This is a genomic window from Streptomyces sp. ActVer (assembly GCF_027270795.1).
In the GTDB taxonomy this organism is placed as follows: domain Bacteria; phylum Actinomycetota; class Actinomycetes; order Streptomycetales; family Streptomycetaceae; genus Streptomyces; species Streptomyces umbrinus_A.
Map to the genome: position 1 here is coordinate 1 of NZ_JAPWHT010000235.1, position 16,032 is coordinate 16,032.

At 70.6% G+C, this 16,032-nt stretch carries 16 protein-coding genes; 11 read left to right on the forward strand and 5 right to left on the reverse strand.

Annotated elements, in window-relative coordinates:
- The 4 genes from O3Q52_RS31515 to O3Q52_RS31530 form a co-directional block, all read left to right on the forward strand.
- A partial coding sequence (locus O3Q52_RS31515; RefSeq protein ID WP_269652097.1) for an acetate--CoA ligase family protein occupies nucleotides 1–963 on the forward strand: 963 nt, incomplete at its 5' end.
- Nucleotides 964–1,004: 41 nt separating this feature from the next.
- Entirely contained in the window at nucleotides 1,005–1,592 is a 588-nt protein-coding gene (locus O3Q52_RS31520) for a DUF5998 family protein (RefSeq protein WP_143638176.1), read from the forward strand.
- Nucleotides 1,592–2,779: an alkaline phosphatase family protein gene (locus tag O3Q52_RS31525; protein WP_269652098.1), complete on the forward strand. Its 1,188-nt coding sequence runs from the start codon at nucleotides 1,592–1,594 to the stop codon at nucleotides 2,777–2,779. The genes O3Q52_RS31520 and O3Q52_RS31525 overlap by 1 nt, the downstream gene beginning before the upstream one ends.
- 52 nt (nucleotides 2,780–2,831) lie before the next feature.
- Entirely contained in the window at nucleotides 2,832–3,488 is a 657-nt protein-coding gene (locus O3Q52_RS31530) for a thymidine kinase (protein WP_055615437.1), read from the forward strand.
- Nucleotides 3,489–3,554: 66 nt separating this feature from the next.
- Here O3Q52_RS31530 and O3Q52_RS31535 read toward each other — a convergent pair whose 3' ends face one another.
- Entirely contained in the window at nucleotides 3,555–4,349 is a 795-nt protein-coding gene (locus tag O3Q52_RS31535; RefSeq protein ID WP_055615438.1) for a VOC family protein, read from the reverse strand.
- A gap of 314 nt (nucleotides 4,350–4,663) precedes the next feature.
- Here O3Q52_RS31535 and O3Q52_RS31540 point away from each other — a divergent pair, with 314 nt between their 5' ends.
- On the forward strand, nucleotides 4,664–5,491 hold the full coding sequence (locus O3Q52_RS31540) for a sulfurtransferase (protein WP_269652100.1): 828 nt from the start codon (nucleotides 4,664–4,666) through the stop codon (nucleotides 5,489–5,491).
- A gap of 78 nt (nucleotides 5,492–5,569) precedes the next feature.
- On the opposite strand, the gene sepH is transcribed toward O3Q52_RS31540, so the two are convergent.
- The 3 genes from sepH to O3Q52_RS31555 all read right to left on the reverse strand — a co-directional run bounded on the left by sepH (nucleotide 5,570) and on the right by O3Q52_RS31555 (nucleotide 9,639).
- Entirely contained in the window at nucleotides 5,570–6,658 is a 1,089-nt protein-coding gene (sepH, locus tag O3Q52_RS31545) for a septation protein SepH (protein ID WP_055615440.1), read from the reverse strand.
- Between the two features lie 463 nt (nucleotides 6,659–7,121).
- Complete coding sequence (locus O3Q52_RS31550; RefSeq protein ID WP_266760754.1) at nucleotides 7,122–8,441, reverse strand: D-arabinono-1,4-lactone oxidase; 1,320 nt, start codon at nucleotides 8,439–8,441, stop codon at nucleotides 7,122–7,124.
- The gene (locus O3Q52_RS31555) at nucleotides 8,401–9,639 is read right to left on the reverse strand and encodes an MFS transporter (protein WP_269652101.1); all 1,239 of its coding nucleotides are present in this window, start codon (nucleotides 9,637–9,639) and stop codon (nucleotides 8,401–8,403) included. The genes O3Q52_RS31550 and O3Q52_RS31555 overlap by 41 nt, the downstream gene beginning before the upstream one ends.
- Nucleotides 9,640–9,801: 162 nt before the next feature.
- Between O3Q52_RS31555 and O3Q52_RS31560 the strand changes: the two genes are divergently transcribed.
- Together O3Q52_RS31560 and O3Q52_RS31565 are read left to right on the forward strand one after the other, a co-directional pair.
- Nucleotides 9,802–10,929: a ferrochelatase gene (locus O3Q52_RS31560; RefSeq protein WP_269652102.1), complete on the forward strand. Its 1,128-nt coding sequence runs from the start codon at nucleotides 9,802–9,804 to the stop codon at nucleotides 10,927–10,929.
- A complete protein-coding gene (locus O3Q52_RS31565) occupies nucleotides 10,926–11,750 on the forward strand; it encodes an inositol monophosphatase family protein (protein ID WP_269652103.1) in 825 nt (274 codons plus the stop codon). The genes O3Q52_RS31560 and O3Q52_RS31565 overlap by 4 nt, the downstream gene beginning before the upstream one ends.
- A gap of 105 nt (nucleotides 11,751–11,855) precedes the next feature.
- Here O3Q52_RS31565 and O3Q52_RS31570 read toward each other — a convergent pair whose 3' ends face one another.
- Complete coding sequence (locus tag O3Q52_RS31570; protein WP_266760762.1) at nucleotides 11,856–12,029, reverse strand: hypothetical protein; 174 nt, start codon at nucleotides 12,027–12,029, stop codon at nucleotides 11,856–11,858.
- 391 nt (nucleotides 12,030–12,420) lie between these two features.
- Between O3Q52_RS31570 and O3Q52_RS31575 the strand changes: the two genes are divergently transcribed.
- The 4 genes from O3Q52_RS31575 (at nucleotide 12,421) to O3Q52_RS31590 (ending at nucleotide 15,922) form a co-directional block, all read left to right on the forward strand.
- Nucleotides 12,421–13,074: a response regulator transcription factor gene (locus tag O3Q52_RS31575; RefSeq protein ID WP_055615445.1), complete on the forward strand. Its 654-nt coding sequence runs from the start codon at nucleotides 12,421–12,423 to the stop codon at nucleotides 13,072–13,074.
- Nucleotides 13,075–13,080: 6 nt separating this feature from the next.
- The gene (locus O3Q52_RS31580) at nucleotides 13,081–14,322 is read left to right on the forward strand and encodes a HAMP domain-containing sensor histidine kinase (RefSeq protein WP_269652104.1); all 1,242 of its coding nucleotides are present in this window, start codon (nucleotides 13,081–13,083) and stop codon (nucleotides 14,320–14,322) included.
- A gap of 393 nt (nucleotides 14,323–14,715) precedes the next feature.
- Nucleotides 14,716–15,012, forward strand: a complete 297-nt coding sequence (locus tag O3Q52_RS31585) for a DUF4193 domain-containing protein (RefSeq protein ID WP_005481602.1) — start codon at nucleotides 14,716–14,718, stop codon at nucleotides 15,010–15,012.
- Nucleotides 15,013–15,025: 13 nt separating this feature from the next.
- Complete coding sequence (locus O3Q52_RS31590; protein WP_269652105.1) at nucleotides 15,026–15,922, forward strand: hypothetical protein; 897 nt, start codon at nucleotides 15,026–15,028, stop codon at nucleotides 15,920–15,922.
- The last annotated feature ends 110 nt before the right edge of the window (nucleotides 15,923–16,032 follow it).

Consider the following 16,032-nt stretch of genomic DNA (forward strand, 5'->3'; position numbering starts at 1 on the left):
CGCCCCGCGCCTCCGTTCGCGGGCAGCAACCACCCCATCCGCCCGGCGGACCGCCCGCCGGCGGTGGCGGAAGTCCCCGAGGCCGAGGCCGACTCCCGCCTCATCCCCGCCTACCCCGCCGCCGAGCGGGCCGTCCGCGCCCTCGCCGAGGCCGTGAGGTACGGCCAGTGGCGGCGCGAGGCCGCCGACCCCGGTCGCGTCCCCGAGTACGAGGACATCGACGAGAAGGGAGCGGCCGAACAGATCGACGGCCTGCTCGGCGACGGTGGCATGGGCGGCCTCACCCTCGGCCCCGACGACACCTGCGCCCTGCTCGGGCGGTACGGCATCGACGTCCGCCGTGCCCTGCCCGCGCCGACACCCGACGAGGCCGTCGCCGCCGCGGAGCGCCTCGGCTACCCCGTGGCGCTCAAGACCACCGCCCCCCACCTGCGCCACCGCGCCGACCTCGGCGGCGTACGGCTGGATCTGGCGGACGAGGAGCAACTGCGCAGGGCGTACGCCGAGTTGACCAGCCTCTTCGGGACGCCCGAGGAGCTGCGCCCGGTGGTGCAGGCGATGGCGCCGCGCGGCGTCGACACGGTCGTACGAGCCGTCATAGACCCGGCGGCCGGAGCGGTGCTCTCCTTCGGGCTCGCCGGGGCCCCGTCGGAGCTGCTCGGAGACACCGCGCACCGGCTGATTCCGGTCACCGACCGGGACGCGGCCTCGCTGGTCCGGTCGATCCGGACCGCACCGCTCCTCTTCGGCTGGCGGGGCTCCGCGCCGGCGGACGTCGTGGCCCTGGAGGAACTGCTGCTGCGCCTGTCACGCCTTGTCGACGACCACCCCGAGGTCGTCTCCGTGTCCCTGGAGCCCGTCGTCGTGGCCCCGAACGGGCTGAGCGTGCTCGGCGCCTCCGTGCGGCTCGCGCCGCCGCCCGTCCGCAACGACCTCGGTCCGCGCACGCTTCCTGTGTACTGAGCGGTGCCTCGCAGTCAGTGCGCCCCCGTAGGATGGACGTCATGGCCAAGACCAGTACGACGACCCAGGGGCTGCGAGCGGCGATCGAGCGCAGCGGCTACTACCCGGCCCTCGTGGCCGAGGCTGTGGAGGCCGCTGTGGGCGGCGAGCCCATCCGGTCGTACCTGGTCCATCAGGAGACGACGTTCGACGCCAACGAGGTGCGTCGGCACGTGACGGTGCTCGTCCTCACGGGAAACCGTTTCATCGTGAGCCACACCGACGAACAGGCGGCGGACAGCACGTCCCCGACGCCGTACGCGACCACGTCGACCGAATCCGTGAAGCTTGGCCGGATCTCGTCGGTGGTTCTCAGCCGCGTCGTCGCCAATCCGGAGAAGTACGTTCCGGGGACGCTGCCGCGCGAGGTCGTCCTCACCATCGGCTGGGGCGCGGTCGCCCGTATCGACCTGGAGCCGGCCGCCTGCGGCGACCCCAACTGCGAGGCGGACCACGGGTACACGGGCAGTTCGACGGCCGACGACCTGAGCCTGCGCGTCAGCGAGGCCGGGGACGGTCCGGACGCCGTGCGGCAGACCCTCGCCTTCGCGCAGTCGCTCTCCGAGGCGACCGCGGACGTCACCCGCTGATGTCCCAGCAAGTCTGGGACCACCCGGAACCGCTCTCCCTCGACTCCGCTCCCGTACCCGAGTACGGGGCCGGTTCGCTCGCCGACCTGCTGCCCACACTGGCCGCGGGCATGGACGTCCCGGACGTCACCGCCTCGCTCACGGAACTGAGCCCGGCCGACCGGAACTGCGTCTTCCTGATCGACGGCCTCGGCTGGGAGCAGCTGAGGACGCATCCGGACGAGGCCCCGTTCATGACCTCGCTCCTCGGCAGCTCCCGCGGCGGCACCGGCCGCCCGATCACAGCGGGCTACCCCGCGACCACCGCGACCTCCCTGGCCTCGGTCGGTACGGGCCTGCCGCCGGGCGCGCACGGACTGCCCGGCTACACCGCGCGCAACCCGGAGACCGGCGAACTGATGAACCAGCTCCGCTGGCAGCCGTGGACGCAGCCGGGCAAGTGGCAGCCGTACCCCACCCTGTTCCAGCTTGCCGACGCGGCGGGTGTGCACACCGCCCAGGTGTCGTCACCGCACTTCCAGAACACCCCGCTGACCAAGGTCGCCCTCAGCGGCGGCACGTTCCACGGGCGGCTGACCGGCGAGGACCGCATGGACCTCGCGGCCGAGCAACTGGCCGCCGGGGACCGCTCGCTGGTCTACACGTACTACGCGGAGGTGGACGGCAAGGGCCACCGCTTCGGCGTCGACTCGGACCCCTGGCGCGGACAACTCATGTACGTGGACCGGCTGGTCCAGCGCCTGGCCGAGCAACTGCCCCCACGCACCGCCCTGTACGTCACCGCGGACCACGGGATGATCGACATCCCCTTCGACGAGCAGCACCGCATCGACTTCGACGAGGACTGGGAGCTGCGCGCCGGAGTCGCCCTCCTCGGCGGCGAGGGCCGCGCCCGGCACGTCTACGCGGTCCCGGGCGCCGAGTCGGACGTCCTGACCTGCTGGCGCGAGGTGCTCGGCGAGCAGTTCTGGGTGGCCTCGCGGGACGAGGCGATCGCGGCGGGCTGGTTCGGCCCCCACATCGACGAGCGGGTGTACGAGCGCATCGGTGACGTGGTCGCGGCCGCCCGCGACGACGTGCTGATCATCGCGTCCGAGCGGGAGCCGAAGGAGTCGGCGATGGTCGGCAACCACGGCTCGATGACACCGGTCGAGCAGCACATCCCGCTCCTGGAAGTACGTTCCTGACCCTGCCCGCCCGCCCAGCGAACCCCTCATGCCGAAAGGTGCTCAACTCCCCATGCCCGAGCTGGTGTTCTTCTCCGGAACCATGGACTGCGGGAAGTCGACACTGGCTCTCCAGATCGAGCACAACCGCTCGGCCCGCGGCCTGCAGGGCATGATCTTCACCCGCGACGACCGCGCGGGCGAGGGCAAGCTGTCCTCCCGCCTCGGCCTGGTCACGGACGCGGTGGAGGTCGAGGACGACCAGGACGTGTACGCGTACGTCGTCGACCACCTCTCGAAGGGCGGCCGCGCGGACTACGTCATCGCGGACGAGGCGCAGTTCCTCGCCCCCGAGCAGATCGACCAACTGGCCCGGGTGGTCGACGACCTGGGCATCGACGTCTTCGCCTTCGGCATCACGACGGACTTCCGCTCCAAGCTCTTCCCCGGCTCCCAGCGCCTCGTCGAACTCGCCGACCGGGTCGAGGTCCTCCAGGTCGAGGCACTCTGCTGGTGCGGCGCCCGCGCCACCCACAACGCCCGCACCATAGGCGGCCGGATGGTCGTCGAGGGTGCCCAGGTCGTCGTCGGTGACGTCGACCAGTCGGAGGACATCGGCTACGAGGTCCTGTGCCGCAGGCATCACAGCCGCCGGACGACCGCGGCCAGCGCCCGCGCGGGCGTGCTCTCCCCGGACGTGCTGCCGGTGGACGCGGTGTCCCGGACCTGAGGGCCTGCCTGCCCGGCAGGGGCCCGCCTGTCCGTGAGGGGACCCTGAAGGGCGCCGTGGCTCCCCTCAGTGAGTCGTCCGCACCACCGAGAACACCGCCCCCTCCGGGTCCGCCACCGTGGCGATCCGGCCGTGCGGGGTGTTCCGGGCGGGCTTGAGGACATGGCCGCCCAGGTCGAGCAGATGGGCGAGCGACGCGTCCACGTCCGCGACCTCGAAGTACGTCATCCAATGGGATCCCCGGTCGCGGGGCAGGGAGTTGCCGACGCCGTGGATGCCCGCCACCGGGCGCCCCTTGATGTGCAGGGTGATGTAGTCGAAGTCGGCGGAGACGACGGGCTCCTGCTCGAAACCGAAGACCGTCTCGTAGAACTTGGCGACGCCGGAGGAGTCGCGGGTCATCAGCTCGTTCCAGGTGGGAGTGCCCGGGACTTCGGTGATGCCCGTGCCGAGATGGGCGGCGGCCTGCCAGACGCCGAACACGGCACCCGCCGGGTCCGAGGCGATCGCGAGTCGCCCGGCGTCCTCCGCGTCGAGCGGGCCGACGCCGACCGTGCCGCCGCAGTGCCGGACCGTCTCCGCCGTCAGGTCCACGTCGTCCGAGGCGAAGTAGGGCGTCCAGGCGATGGGCAGATGACGGTCGGGCGGAAGCTGGCCGATACCCGCCACCTCCTGACCGTCGAGCTGCGCCCGCACGTACGAGCCGAGGTGCTGCGGGCCGGGCTGGAACTCCCAGCCGAACAGGTCCCCGTAGAACTCCTGGGTCGCGGCCATCCCGTGCACCATCAGGCTCACCCAGCAGGGTGTGCCGGGCGTGTACGCACTGCCGTTCAGGCCGGCCGACCCCCGTGCCTCGGTCATCGTCACCCTCTCCTCGGCGCCTCGTGGGGCCGCTTCACTTCCACTACCGAACCGCGTGTTCCGCCGCCGTGCGCATTCCGCGCCCGGTGCCGATGTTCGCACCACCAGGGGGACGGCGCGCCCCGGCCGGGTGGCCCATGGCGGGAGGATGCCCGAATTGCTGGTTCCCATCCGTTTCCCCGCCATTGCCTGCTGATGTCCATCAGGCATACAGCGTGTGGCCGGGTCCGCACGCCGAGTGGTCGGGGCGGCCCGGCCGAGCAGAGTAGCCGGAGCTGGACGATGCGGCCACCCCGTGCGCAAGGATGGTGGCCATGAACGCCATCATCTCCGCACCCGAACTCGCGAGCGACCTGGCGGGTCCGAATCCGCCGGTCGTCCTGGACGTCCGCTGGCAGCTGGGCGGCCCGAACCTGCGCTCCGCCTACGAGGAGGCGCACATTCCGGGGGCCGTCTACGTGGACCTGGACTCGGAACTCGCCGCCCCCGCCGGAGCGGCGGGCCGCCATCCGCTGCCCGACATGGAGGTCTTCGGAGCGGCCGTGCGGGCGGCCGGTGTGTCCGAGAACCGGGACGTGGTCGTGTACGACGGAGGGCTCGGCTGGGCCGCCGCGCGCGCCTGGTGGCTGCTGCGCTGGACGGGTCATCCGTCGGTGCGTGTGCTTGACGGCGGCCTCGCGGCCTGGAGCGGCCCGGTCGAGTCCGGCAGCCCCTCGCCCTCCGCCGGCACCTTCGAACCGGCCCCCGGCGCGCTGTCCCTCCTCGACGCCGACGGCGCCGCGGCGTTGGCCCGTACCGGTCTGCTCCTGGACGCGCGGGCCGCCGAGCGCTACCGGGGCGACGTCGAGCCCATCGACCGCGTCGGCGGGCACATCCCCGGGGCGGTCTCCGCGCCCACCACGGAGAACGTGGCCGAATCCGGCCAGTTCCGCCCCGCCGCGGACCTCGCCGACCACTTCAAGTCGCTGGGCGCGACCGGCACTTCCGAGGTCGGCGTCTACTGCGGCTCGGGCGTCTCCGGCGCGCACGAGGTCCTCGCGCTCACGGTCGCGGGCATCCCGGCCGCGCTGTACGTGGGTTCCTGGTCGGAGTGGTCCCAGGACGACAACCGCCCGGTGGCGACGGGTCCGGACCCGCAGTAGCAGCAGCTCCATGGGGGAACGGCGCACGGCAGCGGAAAGGGCTCGCACCAAGGTGGTGCGAGCCCTTTCCGGCATGTCCTAGTCCTGCTTCTTCCTGCGTGTCCCGAAGACGATCTCGTCCCAGCTCGGTACGGCCGCTCTGCGTCCCGGACGCACCCCGTCCGCCTCGGCCTGCCGGTCGGTCGCACCGATCAGCCGGTCGCGGTGACTGGCCACCGAGCGCGGCATGAGCACGTCCGCGTACGCGGAACCCGCCGAGGCCGCGGGAGCCGGGGGCTCCTCCGCCTCGGGCTCCGCGTCGAGCGGTTCCTCCACCTCGGGACGCTCCGTGGTGGAGGTCGTCGAGGCGGCGGGCACGGGAGCCGTCGACGGACGCTCGGGCACCACCATGTCGCCGCGGAAGCTGGGCACCGCCTCCAGGAGGCTGGTCAGCGAATCGCGCTCGCTGGCGGTCTCCTCCAGGTCCGGCTCGGGCGACGGCGAGGGCAGGCTCGGCCGCTCCGTCTGCCGGTCCAGGGCACGGTCCATCGGACGGTCGCGCGGCAGCCGGGCGATGCGCGGCACGAACGGGAAGCTGGGCTCGGCCGCGGCGAGGTCGTCGGACTCGCCGATCAGCGAGCGCGCCTCGTCGTCCACGGCCTGGACGAGCCGCCGGGGCGGGTCGTACGTCCAGCTCGCCGCGTGCGGTTCGCCCGCCACCCGGTAGACCAGCAGGACTTCCCAGGTGCCGTCGTCACGGCGCCAGGAGTCCCACTGGACGGTCTCCTTGTCGGCGCCGCGCAGCGTGAGCCGCTCCTGCACCGCCTCGCCGAGTTGGGGACCGGTGGTTTCGCCAGGACGGCGGACAGGGGTCTTCCGGGCACGCTCCGCCATGAAGGCACGCTCGGCGAGTACGGGTCCTTCGAAGCGACGCACCCGGTCGACGGGGATACCGGCGAGCTGGGCCACCTCTTCGGCGGACGCTCCCGCACGTATACGTGCCTGGATGTCTCGGGGGCGGAGATGGCTCTCCACCTCGATCTCGATCTGGCCGAGGCGGGGACGGTCGCCGCGTACAGCGGCGCGCAGACGCTCATCGATCGGAAGCGTGTACTCCGTGCTGTCCGCAGCCTTCAGCACCAGCCGTGTGCCGTCGTTAGAGACGGCCACGACACGCAGTTCGGGCATGGGGACCTCCCGGGTGGTGCCTGCCGACGTCACGTGCGTCGCTGCTTCCGCTAGTCGAGTGTGGCCTGCCCGGGTGCAGCCTGCCACAACCTTGCCGAGTTGCCCGGCGTGTCGGGCGGTGGCCCGGGATCGCCGTTATGGCACGGTTACCTATTCGCAACGCTAAGTGACGAACTCCATCACCCTGTGCAACGAGCCCCCTCCCGGCGGTCCTGGAAGGCCCCGGACGCCCTGGCGAGTGTCCGGACCCAGGGCTCGCAACAGTACTCCATTCGGGCCACTTGCGTGGATCGGCACGCCGCCGAACTTCTGTCCGGGGACGGGAGTTGGCCACCCGGGGCGACGTTCCGGTGACCATGGCGCGTGGCGCGCTTCACTGAATCACCGCAAACGGAACTAATCGTTTCGCCTGTACGTCCTCTTCTCGCGCGGGCGTCTCGTAGTCTCGTGCAAACGTCCGCGTCTACTCGCCCAGCACCCGGCGCAAGTAGTCGTTCCCGAACCGCCGTTCAGGGTCGAGCCGGTCCCGCAGCTCGGTGAACTCGCCGAAGCGCGGGTAGACATCGGCGAAGTACTCCGCGTCGCGCGTGTGCACCTTGCCCCAGTGCGGCCGCCCCTCGTGCGCGGTGAAGATCCGCTCGGCGGCGCTGAAGTACGCCTGGTACGGCGTGCCCCGGAACATGTGGACGGCGATGTACGCGGTGTCCCGGCCGGACGCGGTGGAGAGCGTGATGTCGTCCGCGGGCGCCGTACGCACCTCCACCGGGAAGCTGATGCGCAGTGGCGAACGGTCGACCATGGCCTTCAGTTCGCGCAGCGTCTCGACGAGCGCCTCGCGCGGGACGGCGAACTCCATCTCCGTGAAGCGGACCCGGCGCGGGGAAGTGAAGACCTTGTAGGGAATGTCGGTGTAGGTGCGCGCGGACAGGGCGCGGCTGGAGATCCTGGCGATCGAGGGGATCGTGGCGGGCACGGCCCGGCCCACGTAATTGGCCACCTGGAAGACGCCGTTGGAGAGGAACTCGTCCTCGAAGAGGCCGCGCACGGTGCCGACCGGTCTCTCCGGGCCCGCGCTGCGGTTGTTGCGCTTGGTGTTGCAGTTGCCGGTGTGCGGGAACCAGTAGAACTCGAAGTGCTCGTTCTCCGCGAACAGTTCGTCGAAGGAACCCGTCACCTCGTCGAAGCTCATCGGCTCCTCACGGGCCGTGAGAAGAAAAGTGGGCTCTACGGAGAAGGTGATCGCGGTGATGATCCCCAGGGCGCCGATGCCGACGCGGGCCGCCGCGAACACCTCGGGGTTCTCTTTCTCCGAGCAGCTGAGGACCGAGCCGTCGGCCGTCACCAGCTCAAGTCCCGTGATCTGGGCGGCTATCGAGGCGGAGTCGCGGCCGGTGCCGTGCGTCCCGGTGCTGACCGCCCCCGAGACCGTCTGCTCCATGATGTCGCCCATGTTCGTGAGCGACAGTCCCTCGCGCGCGAGAGCCAGGTTGAGACGCTTGAGCGGGGTGCCCGCCTCGACGGTGACGGTGCCTGCCTCACGATCAACCTTGCGGATCCCGGTCAACAGTTGAGGGCGGATCAACACGCCGTCGGTGGCTGCGGCGGCCGTGAAGGAGTGACCGGTGCCGACGGCCTTCACCCTGAGCCCGTCCTCCGCGGCCTGGCGCACGGCGGCGGAGAGTTCCTCGACGGACGCCGGAGTGACTTCCCGGGCCGGCCGGGCGGTGACGTTCCCCGCCCAGTTACGCCAGGTGCCGCTCTTCCCGCTCACTGTGCTGCTCATGGGTCCCCTCCCGCTGCGGAACCGGCCTGCTGAGCCGGCGATACCCCAGGAATCCCACCGCGACCGCGACTGCTCCGGCCGCGACCGGAACCCCGTACCCGGCCCGCGCCCCGGCCGTGTCGATCACCCAGCCGGACAGGGAGGAGCCGAGCGCGACCCCGACCATGAGTCCGGTGCTCACCCACGTCATGCCTTCGGTCAGTTTCGCGCGAGGTACGTGCAGTTCGACGAGGGCCATCGTCGTGATCATCGTCGGCGCGATGGACAGGCCCGCAACGAACAGCGCCACGGCCAGGAACGGCAAGTTTCCGACCAGTAGGAGGGGGATCATACTCACGGCCATGGTGCATACGCCCAGCGCCCACCTGCGGGCGGGTGCTCCGCCGAGGCGCAGCAGTCCGAACACGGCCCCCGCCAGACAGGAGCCCGCCGCGTACACGGCCAGGACGACGCTCGCGGCCCCCTTGTGGCCCTGCTCGTCGGCGAAGGCGACGGTGACCACGTCGACCGCCCCGAAGATCGCCCCCGTCGCCACGAACGTGGCCACCAGGACCTGCAGTCCGGCCGAGCGCAGGGCCGAGCCGCCCGTGTGGTGCTCGCGCGGATGCGGCGGGGGTTCGGTGGCGCGCTGGGAGGTCAGCCAGAAGACGCCGGCCGCCAGGAAGCAGGCCGCGAGCAGCGGCCCGGCCTCCGGGAACCAGACGGTGGACAGCCCGATGGAGATGATCGGCCCGAAGATGAAGCAGATCTCGTCGACGACGGACTCGAAGGCGTACGCGGTGTGCAGCTGGGGCTTGCCCCGGAACAGATAGGCCCAGCGCGCCCGGGTCATCGCGCCGATGCTCGGCACGCAGCCGATGCCGGCCGAGCAGAGGAACAGCACCCAGTCCGGCCAGCCGAAGTGCGCGGCCGGCAGCAGCCCGGCGGACGCGGCGAGCGCGAACAGTGTGGCGGGGCGCAGCACGCGCCGCTGCCCGTGCCGGTCCACCAGGCGGGATATCTGCGGGCCGAACACCGCGGCGGACAGCGCCATGGTCGCCGAGAGCGCGCCCGCGAGCCCGTACCGCCCGGTGAGCTGCGAGATCATCGTGACCACGCCGATGCCCATCATCGACAGCGGCATCCGGCCGAGGAGGCCCGCGGTGGTGAAGCCCTTGGAGCCGGGGGCTGCGAACAGGGCGCGGTAGGGGCTGGGCACGGGGGTCTCCGGGAGCGGTCCGGTAAGGCGTGAATGCGGCTGATACAGCTTACGAGTCAGGTGACCCTAACCCATACGCGGATGTCGGCCATCACCTTGTCCGCCTCCGGTCCGGCACCCCGCCGTTGTCCCGCTGTCGGAGCCGGGTGGCAGGATCGAGGCATGCGAGACGCGCTCGATGCCACCCCCTACGACGCCCTGCTCCTGCTCTCGTTCGGCGGCCCCGAGGGCCCCGACGACGTGGTCCCGTTCCTGGAGAACGTGACGCGTGGACGGGGAATCCCCAAGGAACGCCTCAAGGAAGTGGGACAGCACTACTTCCTGTTCGGCGGGGTCAGCCCCATCAACGACCAGAACCGCGCCCTGCTGGACGCCCTCCGCAAGGACTTCGCGGAGCACGGGCTCGACCTGCCGGTGTACTGGGGCAACCGGAACTGGGGCCCGTATCTGACCGACACCCTGCGCGAGATGGTCGCCGACGGCCGCCGCCGGGTCCTGGTCCTCGCCACGAGCGCGTACGCCTCGTACTCGGGCTGCCGGCAGTACCGCGAGGACCTCGCCGGGGCCCTGGCCACCCTGGAGGGGGATGGCCTGGAGCTGCCGCGCATCGACAAGCTGCGGCACTACTTCAACCACCCCGGCTTCCTGGAGCCCATGATCGAGGGCCTTCTGAAGTCCCTCGCGGAGCTTCCCGAGGACGTCCGCGCGGGAGCGCACCTCGCCTTCACGACCCACTCGATCCCGAACGCCTCGGCGGACACCTCGGGCCCGGTCGAGGACCACGGCGACGGCGGGGCGTACGTGAGGCAGCACCTGGACGTCGCACGGCTCGTCGCCGACGCCGTGCGCGAGCGGACCGGGATCGACCACCCCTGGCAGCTCGTCTACCAGTCGCGCTCGGGCGCCCCGCACATTCCGTGGCTGGAGCCGGACATCTGCGACCACCTGGAAGAGCTGCACGGCGCCGGAGTCCCGGCCGTCGTCATGGCACCCATCGGGTTCGTCTCGGACCACATGGAGGTCCTCTACGACCTCGACACGGAGGCCACGGCGAAGGCCGAGGAGCTGGGACTGCCGGTCCGCCGCTCGGCCACCGTGGGCGCCGACCCGCGGTTCGCCGCCGCGATCCGCGAGCTGGTCCTGGAGCGGGCCGCCGCGGACAGCGCCCGGGACGTGACGCCCTGCGCGCTCGGCGCCCTGGGCCCGAGCCACAACCTGTGTCCCGTGGGCTGCTGCCCGGCCCGCGCCCCCAAGCCCGCAGCCGCGGGCGCCGACAGCCCGTACGCATGAGGAGCACCGTGACCGCCACAGCGAACGACGAGCTGAAGGCCGAGCTGCTGGAGATCGCGCTCGACGCGGCCCACCGCGCGGGCGCCTTCCTGCGTGACGGCCGCCCGGACGACCTGGGCGTGGCCGCCACCAAGTCCAGTGCCGTCGACGTCGTCACCGAGATGGACATCGCGTCCGAGAAGCTGATCACCGGTCTGCTGGCCGACCGCAGGCCGGACGACGGGGTGCTCGGCGAGGAGGGCGCCAGCGTCGAGGGCAGCAGCGGCGTCCAGTGGGTGATCGACCCGATCGACGGCACGGTCAACTACCTGTACGGACTGCCGAGTTGGTCCGTGTCCATCGCGGCCCTCAAGGACGGTGAGGCCGTCGTCGGGGTGGTGCACGCCCCGATGCGCGCGGAGACCTACCGGGCCGTCCTGGGGCAGGGCGCGTACGTGAACGACCGCCCCGCGCGCGTGCGGCCCGCCCCCGCCTTCGGGCTGGCCCTCGTCGGCACCGGCTTCGGCTATGTCGCCGAGCGCCGGGCCCGGCAGGCCGAGGTGGTCGGACACCTGATCCCCCAGGTCCGGGACATCCGCCGCGGCGGCTCGGCGGCGATCGACCTGTGCGACGTGGCGACGGGCCGCCTGGACGCGTACTACGAGCGGGGCCTGAACCCCTGGGACTACGCCGCCGGCGACCTGATCGCCCGCGAGGCGGGAGCCCTGACCGGCGGACGCCCCGGAGACCCCCTCTCGACAGACCTGACCATCGCAGCCCCACCCGGCCTCTTCGAACCGCTCCAGGCCCGCCTGGAAGAACTGGGCGCCTGGCACGACTGAGCGCGCGTGATCACCCAGCACGGCTGACACCGAGTAGAACAGCGGTGACAAAAAAGCAGGCCCCGGCACTGGATCGATGCCGGGGCCTGCTTTTGTGCGAGCTGATCAGACGTGTGACGCGCCGACCTGCACGCCGTGCTCGGCGGCAAGGCGGTGCAGGTCGTCGAGCTCTGCCTGCTCGACCTCAGCGAGGAAGTCGTCGCCGGTCTCGCGAGCCATCGTCAGGTCGGACTCGGTCGCCCTTATGCGCTGCAGAAGTCCTGCGGTGAATGCGTCCATGCTGCGCCCCCTCGTCCTGGGTCGTGGGTCGGTGGCACGGGGGTGTGCCGTTCGGAAGGGGCGATCACGTCTCCAGGGTGCCCAGCACTGCCCGCACTGGGCGGCGACGGTGCCGGACACCCACGCCCGCCCTGCGGAAGCGGACCGTGACATACCGCATGGTGGTGCGGCACAAGCAGAGCGTGATCGCGGGGTGTAAAGCCGTCCTCCCCCCGCTCCCTTCCACGGAAACCTCAACCGCACGAGAAAATCTGGCATTCCCCGGCCCCCGCACCCGCCTTACAGCCGACTTATGGCCGAAAAGGGCAGGATGGAGACTCAACCCGCGACAGACCCTGCCCGCGTGCGCCGAGGAGGCGCTACGCGGGTGGACAGAGGAAGGACAAGCGACGTGCGCGTACTCGTCGTCGAGGACGAGCAACTGCTCGCCGATGCGGTGGCCACCGGACTGCGCCGGGAGGCCATGGCCGTCGACGTCGTGTACGACGGCGCGGCCGCCCTGGAGCGCATCGGCGTCAACGACTACGACGTGGTCGTCCTCGACCGTGACCTCCCCCTCGTGCACGGAGACGACGTCTGCCGCAAGATCGTCGAACTCGGCATGCCCACCCGCGTGCTGATGCTCACGGCCTCCGGAGACGTCAGCGACCGCGTGGAGGGCCTGGAGATCGGCGCCGACGACTACCTCCCCAAGCCCTTCGCGTTCAGCGAGCTGACGGCACGCGTGCGTGCCCTCGGCCGGCGTACGAGCATGCCGCTGCCGCCCGTCCTGGAGCGCGCCGGGATCAAGCTCGACCCCAACCGCCGTGAGGTCTTCCGCGACGGCAAGGAGGTCCAGCTCGCGCCCAAGGAGTTCGCCGTCCTTGAGGTCCTGCTGCGCAGCGAGGGCGCCGTCGTCTCCGCCGAGCAGCTCCTGGAGAAGGCCTGGGACGAGAACACGGACCCGTTCACCAACGTCGTGCGCGTCACCGTGATGACCCTGCGCCGCAAGCTCGGTGAGCCCCCGGTCATCGTCACGGTGCCCGGTTCCGGCTACCGGATCTGATATTCGATGACCTCGACACCCGCTCCTCCCAAGGCGCCCCCGAAACCCACCTGGGATCCGAGGAAACCGGAGCCGCCGTTCCCCTGGCTGCGTCCGACCATCCGGATACGGCTCACGCTGCTGTACGGCGGCATGTTCCTGATCGCCGGGATCCTGCTGTTGTCGATCATCTATCTGTTGGCGGCCCAGGCCCTCCGCGAGGGCAGCAGCGTCTCCTTCCAGGTGACCGGGAGCAACCTCAAGCTCTTCAGCGAGAACTGCCCCCAGCTGAGCGACGCCGGGAGCAACCAAGAGCTGAACGCGATGCTCAAGGAGTGCACAGCCACCCAGCAGCAGCATGCTCTGGACGGCCTCCTCAGCCGCTCCCTCCTCGCCCTCCTGGGCCTCGCGGTCATCGCGTTCGCCTTCGGCTACGCGATGGCCGGCCGGGTGCTGTCGCCGCTCGGGCGGATCACGCGCACCGCGCGTGCGGTCGCGGGGTCGGACCTGTCGCGGCGGATCGAGCTGGACGGTCCGGACGACGAGTTCAAGGAGCTGGCGGACACCTTCGACGACATGCTGGAGCGGCTGCAGAGAGCCTTCACGGCCCAGCAGCGGTTCGTCGGGAACGCCTCGCACGAGCTGCGGACGCCGCTGGCGATCAACCGCACGCTTCTCGAGGTGCATCTGTCCGATCCGGGAGCGCCCGTGGAGCTGCAGCAGCTCGGCAAGACGCTGCTCGCCACGAACGAGCGCAGCGAGCAGCTCGTCGAGGGCCTGCTGCTGCTCGCCCGCAGCGACAACCAGATCGTCGAACGCAAGCCGGTCGACCTCGCCGAGGTCGCCTCACAGGCCATCGACCAGGCCCGTGGCGAGGCGGAGGCGAAGGGCGTGACGATCCGCGGGAAGCGCGAAGCCGCGGTCGTCCAGGGCAGTGGCGTCCTCCTGGAGCGGATCGCCCTGAACCTCGTCCAGAACGCCGTGCGGTACAACGTGGCGGAGGAAGGCTGGGTCGAGGTGACCACAGAGGTGCGGCACGGTCAGGCGGTTCTCGTGGTCTCCAATACGGGGCCCGTGGTGCCCGCGTACGAGATCGACAATCTTTTCGAGCCTTTCCGGCGACTGCGAACGGAGCGGACGGGCAGTGACAAGGGCGTGGGTCTTGGCCTGTCGATCGCCAGGTCGGTGGCCCGTGCCCACGGCGGTCATATCGCCGCGGAACCGCGTGAGGGGGGTGGACTGGTGATGCGAGTAACCCTGCCCGTCTGAGACCATGTCGCCGACACGCGAGGATGTTCGCTTTGCGCGGAATTTTCTGGGCATGCAGTGCGCTGCCTCGTGTGTGATCGATCACAAGGGCGAATTTCCGGCCATCTACTCTCCGTGATCAAGAAGGCTGTCGTAAAGCCGGGAACATCCGGGTTTTCGGGGGTCGAGATCACGGGAAGTACACGGTGAGACGCCTTTGAAGTGCGGCATTCGGACCGTGTACGGTCCCGTTCGCCATCCAAGCCGATCACTCTTGAGGGGTCCGATTGGGTGTCGATTGAGTAACAGACCTTGATGTGAGGCAAAATCTCCGCCTCGGGTCGGGCACAAGTCCGGCCTCTCACGCGTTACGTGCGCTGGAGACACCGCAGACACCCAGAGGGGGAGAGCGACATGGCAACGGATTACGACACCCCACGCAAGACCGACGACGACGTCGATTCGGACAGCCTTGAAGAACTGAAGGCTCGCCGGAACGACAAGTCGACTTCGGCGGTCGACGTGGACGAGTTCGAGGCTGCAGAAGGCCTGGAACTGCCCGGCGCGGACCTCTCGAACGAGGAGTTGGCCGTCCGGGTCCTGCCGAAGCAGCAGGACGAGTTCACCTGCATGAGCTGCTTCCTGGTCCACCACCGCAGCCAGCTGGCCCGCGAGAAGAACGGCCAGCCGATCTGCCGCGACTGCGACTGAGGCAGGGTCGGCCGTGACAGGCTCGACCCCGCCCTGGAAGCGCCGCTTTCGTGACCAGGGAGCGGCCGGTCCGTCCTCGGACGGCATGCGTGACGACGAGCGGGGCCACCCGGCCTCGCTCGAAGCAGTGGACGCGACAGGCGCCTCCGGTGCCCTGGAGGTGCCGGTTCCCAAGGCGCCTGTCGCCAAACGCAGGGCCGCCGCTGTCGGCCACGGGGTGAAGGAAGGTGTCCGTAAGGGCGGCAGCCGCGCCAGGGCGGGCCTGGCGTACCTCACCGACCGCATCATCGAGAACGCCCCGCGAATCCCCGTACGGGACCTCGCGACCCTCCGCAGGCAGTTCCCGGGCCTCGGCCCCGAGCAGCTCGCGGACAAGATCGTGGCGGGCGCCTGCAACGCGACCTCCACGGTGGGCGCGGGAATCGGCGCGGCCGCGATGATGCCCGTACCTCCGGCTATGCCCACGGAGCTGGCCGCCGAGATCACCGGCGTGGCCGCGATCGAGATGAAGATGATCGCGGAGTTGTACGAGGTCTACGGCCTGCGGCCGCCGGGCAGTCTGAAACAGCGCTCCACCACGTATCTGAGTTCGTGGTCGGAGGAGCGCGGAATCGACGTGACCAAACCGTCGACGATCAACGCGGCCCTCGGAGGCCAGCTGAAGCGCGAGCTGCGCCAGCAGATCATGAAGCGCACGGTCAGAAATCTGCCGAACCTGATGCCGTTCATGGTCGGCGCCGCCGTCGGGGCGGTCATGAACCGCCGTGACACGAGAAAACTCGCGGAGCGCATCCGCAAGGACCTCCGCAAGGCGCAGGTGCCGTGGGACGCGCTGCCGGCGCTGCCTCCCCTGGAGAAGCCCGCCGATCCGCTGCGCGTCGGGGAGATCCCCAAGGAGCTGGGGCGCTGACCCCCTTCCCCCGGCCCTGGCAGGAAAAGTTCTGACCCGCGGAAGGGAAAGTTTCCGTACGGGACACGAGTGCGAGCGCGGCCAATTCTCGGCCGGAAGCCGGAAGCCGG